Here is a 4,355-nt window from a genome sequence, read left to right on the forward strand (position 1 = left end):
CTTGCGCCGGGCATAAGATTAGCGGGCATACCTCACTTTTTTGAGAAAGGCTGTAAGTAGAAGGAAGTTCAGCAACGAGCAATGTACAAGATGTAACGGATTTCATGAAGAAGGAAGAAGACATACACAGCAAGCTTGAGAGCTATCCGTATTTCACGTTTAATTAAATGGATTTACTTACTATCCACATTTTCAGACCTACATTGCTTTAGCTTCGGGTTTTATTTATTGTACACTTATTTTGTTTTAACTATTGTGCGGTAGGTTTCCGCGCTGCCCAAAAGTTAAGTTTAAGTGTACAACAGCTTATTTAATACTGCCATCAATCCAAGTAGCCCCTTTCAGCTTAGCATTTTCCAAATTTGCCCCGGTCAAATCTGCCCCGATTAAATTTGCACGACTCAAATCAGCACCTGCTAAATTAGCTTGTCGCAAAGAAGCTCCACTGAGAAAAGCCCCGCTCAAATTTGCCCCGGATAAATTAGCTTCCCTGAGATTTGACCCTCTTAAATCCGCCCCTTTCAAATCCGCATTTGCTAAACTCGCTTGCTGAAGGGGAATGCTTCTCAAATCGCATCCCGGACATTGGTTAGTTTGTCGCAACTGGTTGATTTCCTGCGGGTTGGCTGCAATCACCGCGGTAGCTAACCCGAATATTGCCACGAATGAAACTGCTCCCAAAGTTACAGATTTCATGGTCTTTACCTTCTACAATTATAAAAGATTCTGAATTTAAACTTCAACGGCGATCGGCTCATTCCGGCACAATACCAATCCCTCTTCCAGATACAAGTTTGTAATTATCCTTTACCTCCCTCACAAAACATGAGCAATAAAACTAACTTTTTCGATAAACTGTTAGCCGCTGTTGAAAGCAATCAAAGCCTGCTGTATTTAGCTCTCGACCCCGACCCAGAAACCATACCCTCATTGGTTTCGATGACAGTCGAGCAAACTCAAACTTTTGTAACTGATTTGTTGTCAAGGCTCAAAAGCGCGATCGAGCAAACAGCCGATTTAATCTGCGCCTGCAAAATCACCCTCGGTTTTTATCAATCTCTCGGCATTCCCGGCTGGCAACTGCTGCAACAAATATTAACAATTATTCCCCAGCACCTGCCTGTAATTTTAGATGCCAAACACAGCGATTTAAACAGCAGTACCGTCTTTGCCAAAACCGTATTTCAAGACTGGCAATTTGACGCGATTACTCTAAGTCCCTATGCCGGATTCGACGAAGTAGCGCCATTTTTATTATATCCCGGAAAAACAGTTTTTGTCCTCTGTGCCACGGCCAATCCATCAGCGCCGCCTTTGCAAGAATATCCGACAGCAGAAAACCCTTTCTACTTGCAATTAGTCCGAGTGTCTCAGACTTGGGGAACTCCCGAAAAGCTGGGTTTAGAAGTAGGAGTAATGCCGGATATGTTAGCGCGAATCCGCCTAGCTGCTCCCGAACGACTGATTTTAGTTGAAGGAGATATTGGGGCAGAAAATGACTTGACACAAGAAAACGACCTCGTACAACTGCTGGCGGCCGGTTTAAGCAAGAATGGTGAGGGTTTATTGCTGCCAGTTCCTCCAAGGTTATTGGCGCACCCAGAACCTCGCCGAGAAATTGAGAAATTGCGGGATAATATTAATCAAGAGAGGCAGAGGGCGATCGCAGGAAGTCCGACTTGCGAATTGTGGCTACCGGATGTCTGCTTTTTGCAACCGGAACCAAACCGCGATTTAATCTTGCAACTTTATGACATTGGCTGCGTAGTATTTGGCGACCACGTACAAGCATCCGGCGCCGTATTTCCATATTACATAGACTTGCGCAAAATCATCTCAACTCCGCAAATTTTCCATCAAATTGTCAGCGCCTACGCAGACATTCTCAAAGACTTAAAATTCGATCGCATTGCGGGAATTCCCTACGGTTCTTTACCCACAGCAACGGGTTTAGCATTGCGCATGGAAAGGCCGATGATTTTTCCGCGAAAAGAAGTGAAAACTTACGGCGCAGGTAAATTAATCGAAGGGCATTTTCAGCCGGGAGAAACGATTGTGGTAGTCGATGATATTTTGATTAGTGGCAAAAGCGTGATGGAAGGTGCCGACAAACTCAAATCTGCTGGGTTGAACGTGGAAGATATTGTAGTATTAATCGACCACGAACAAGGAGTTAAACATAAATTGCAAGCCAACGGTTATCGCGCACATTCCGTGCTAGCGCTTTCCGAAATCGCTCAAACTTTGTATCAAGCAAACCGCATTGATACCGAGCAATTTAATATGTTAACAGCCGAAAATTAAACCCCTATTCTTGACAGAAGAATAGTGTTTTACGCAACAATGCGGTTCACTTAAGATTGTTTGAAGCAATCTCCGCATCTATTTTTCATAGTGCTAGGGTGCGGAGTGTTAAATTCCTCAATTATCACTCGCAATCTTATTCAGCGGCACCATTTATTCCGTGTCAGTAGCGAAATTGTGACTTAGCGAAAATCTCATGCTTCTGACGCACCCTACTTCACTTTGCTCGGTGAATCCTATTGAGATATAGTAGACTTTTTACACAACACAAATCATTGTCCTCTCAAAACCGTTGATCGAAGTCAATTTACCGCTCAATTACTCGAATTATTGCAACTTGTAGAGATTGAAACCCAAGAGATTTTAGTGATGGATGGGAATAAATTAGTTGTGAGAATTTCTCAGTATGAAAAGTCTCTTTCAACTGAACAATTATTTAAGGATATGCGCGGGAAAGTAAAATATTTTGAAGACTTAACTACGCCAACATTTATTTGATCGGGTATTTTGTAAGTTGCGGAGCTATGAGATTGTCGATTTTTGTTGACGAATTTTCGAGGCGACACACCCTACGACTGTAACGCTGGATACAAATAATCTTCGCCTGATTCATCAATAACTCGGATATATTGATGTTCCGCAGCGCGATTATCCGGTATCACCTGATAGATTTTTCGCACTTCCAAGAATGCTGGATAATCTTGATTGTTAATGCAAACTACAAAATTGGTTTCTAAGTTAAACTTCAACATATTTGCACAAAGTCCTCGGTTCAGGAATAGACGAACCAGCTTGTCGCAACTCTTCCAAGTGCAAGACTATTGCTTCTTTAATTTGCTGTTCTACCTCTTCGAGAGTTGTACCTGTTGCCACACATCCCGGTAAATCTAGAACGTAAGCAGAATAATTGCTGTTGGCTTTTTCAATCGCAATTGCATAACGCATAATTTCGCGCTGCCGATTTGCGGTTGCGTCTGTCAGCAAAATTGACCCTTCCGCTGTCAATTCCCATCTGTCGCGCGGCGAACCTGTTTCGATATATCGTTTAACCAAGCCATCAGCAGCCAGCTTTTTTAAGACAACCATCATGTCAGGTTCTCGCGGTACATCTCGACAGGAAAGTTGCTTTGCGAGTTGGTACCAATTGCAATTTCCTTGACCTCTAGCTACTAATTCAAGGAGCACTAATTCAAGCTGGGTTAATTGAGTTAAGTTTTTCATTCTTTTTATTGTATAACTTAGCCAACTCGAAAAGATTGCCCCATCGCTTGAAATTCTTGAGTCTCTTCTCGCTGTAGCTGCTGTCTAATTTTGGCAAATTTCCTAACTATTTCCACAGAGTACAACCGTTCTCCACAGCTTAGGCAAACTTCAGCGGATACTTTTAAGATAGCAGTATGCTTGCCGCCCCGTAAAAGTTTATCGACTTCTTTGATAACTATTTCACCGCCGCAAATTGGGCATTTTTCTACAGATAGCATTGTTAATTTCTCCTTTGTATCCAATTAATCCATCGATTTGCATCTGGCAGATAAATCGCCTCTAAAGCTTTCACCATAGATTAAGTATAGCTTTTCTCATAAAGATGAGGTACGATTGGGTAAAAGTTAATCAGGAAAAAAAGAATTGCTCGCCCCGCACCTCCTTTAACTCAAAAGCCTCATAGTCCCTGCGATTGCTTTCCCGAAGTGCAATGACATCCTTTGCTAAGTGAACCGTATTGAGATATAATTGAGTTTTAACACAACACAAATTATTGTCCTATGAAAACCGTTGACAAAAGTCAATTGTCAGCTCAATTACTCGAATTATTGCAACTTGTCGAGATTGAAGGCGAAGAAATTTTAGTGATGGATGGGAATAAACCAGTTGTGATAATTTCTCAGTATGAAAAGTCTCTTTCAACTGAAGAATTATTTAAGGATATGCGGGGGAAAGTAAAATATTTTGAAGATTTAACTACGCCAACATTTATTTGATCGGGTATTTTGTAAGGTGCGGAGCTATGAGATTGTCGATTTTTGTTGACGAATTTTCGAGGCGACACACCC

7 protein-coding genes are annotated in these 4,355 nt (G+C 41.9%); 3 read left to right on the forward strand and 4 right to left on the reverse strand.

What is annotated here, in order from left to right; all coding sequences use genetic code 11:
• Positions 1 to 306: 306 nt before the first annotated feature.
• Positions 307 to 696: a pentapeptide repeat-containing protein gene (locus QT974_RS18280; RefSeq protein WP_333469858.1), complete on the reverse strand. Its 390-nt coding sequence runs from the start codon at positions 694 to 696 to the stop codon at positions 307 to 309.
• Positions 697 to 825: 129 nt separating this feature from the next.
• Here QT974_RS18280 and QT974_RS18285 point away from each other — a divergent pair, with 129 nt between their 5' ends.
• The gene (locus QT974_RS18285) at positions 826 to 2,304 is read left to right on the forward strand and encodes a bifunctional orotidine-5'-phosphate decarboxylase/orotate phosphoribosyltransferase (protein WP_333469859.1); all 1,479 of its coding nucleotides are present in this window, start codon (positions 826 to 828) and stop codon (positions 2,302 to 2,304) included.
• 330 nt (positions 2,305 to 2,634) lie between these two features.
• On the forward strand, positions 2,635 to 2,802 hold the full coding sequence (locus QT974_RS18290; RefSeq protein ID WP_333469860.1) for a hypothetical protein: 168 nt from the start codon (positions 2,635 to 2,637) through the stop codon (positions 2,800 to 2,802).
• Positions 2,803 to 2,873: 71 nt separating this feature from the next.
• On the opposite strand, the gene QT974_RS18295 is transcribed toward QT974_RS18290, so the two are convergent.
• Genes QT974_RS18295 through QT974_RS18305 form a run of 3 tightly spaced genes read right to left on the reverse strand, consistent with a single transcriptional unit; the run spans position 2,874 to position 3,785 of the window.
• Positions 2,874 to 3,056, reverse strand: a complete 183-nt coding sequence (locus tag QT974_RS18295) for a hypothetical protein (RefSeq protein ID WP_333469861.1) — start codon at positions 3,054 to 3,056, stop codon at positions 2,874 to 2,876.
• Complete coding sequence (locus QT974_RS18300; protein WP_333469862.1) at positions 3,043 to 3,525, reverse strand: type II toxin-antitoxin system HicB family antitoxin; 483 nt, start codon at positions 3,523 to 3,525, stop codon at positions 3,043 to 3,045. Before QT974_RS18300 ends, QT974_RS18295 begins: the two co-directional genes overlap by 14 nt.
• Positions 3,526 to 3,542: 17 nt before the next feature.
• On the reverse strand, positions 3,543 to 3,785 hold the full coding sequence (locus QT974_RS18305) for a YgiT-type zinc finger protein (protein ID WP_333469863.1): 243 nt from the start codon (positions 3,783 to 3,785) through the stop codon (positions 3,543 to 3,545).
• A 282-nt stretch (positions 3,786 to 4,067) separates the two neighbouring features.
• Here QT974_RS18305 and QT974_RS18310 point away from each other — a divergent pair, with 282 nt between their 5' ends.
• The gene (locus QT974_RS18310; protein ID WP_333469864.1) at positions 4,068 to 4,283 is read left to right on the forward strand and encodes a prevent-host-death protein; all 216 of its coding nucleotides are present in this window, start codon (positions 4,068 to 4,070) and stop codon (positions 4,281 to 4,283) included.
• Positions 4,284 to 4,355 lie beyond the last annotated feature (72 nt).

Origin of the sequence: Microcoleus sp. BM001215392 (assembly GCF_036700185.1) — a bacterium.
Classification (GTDB): Bacteria; Cyanobacteriota; Cyanobacteriia; order Cyanobacteriales; family Microcoleaceae; genus Microcoleus.

Excerpts from the sequence above, each read along its gene's own strand:
- QT974_RS18280 (WP_333469858.1), bottom strand. The coding sequence starts at position 696 with ATGAAATCTGTAACTTTGGGAGCAGTTTCATTCGTGGCAATATTCGGG.
- QT974_RS18285 (WP_333469859.1), top strand. The coding sequence starts at position 826 with ATGAGCAATAAAACTAACTTTTTCGATAAACTGTTAGCCGCTGTTGAA.
- QT974_RS18295 (WP_333469861.1), bottom strand. The coding sequence starts at position 3,056 with ATGTTGAAGTTTAACTTAGAAACCAATTTTGTAGTTTGCATTAACAAT.
- QT974_RS18300 (WP_333469862.1), bottom strand. The coding sequence starts at position 3,525 with ATGAAAAACTTAACTCAATTAACCCAGCTTGAATTAGTGCTCCTTGAA.
- QT974_RS18305 (WP_333469863.1), bottom strand. The coding sequence starts at position 3,785 with ATGCTATCTGTAGAAAAATGCCCAATTTGCGGCGGTGAAATAGTTATC.
- QT974_RS18310 (WP_333469864.1), top strand. The coding sequence starts at position 4,068 with ATGAAAACCGTTGACAAAAGTCAATTGTCAGCTCAATTACTCGAATTA.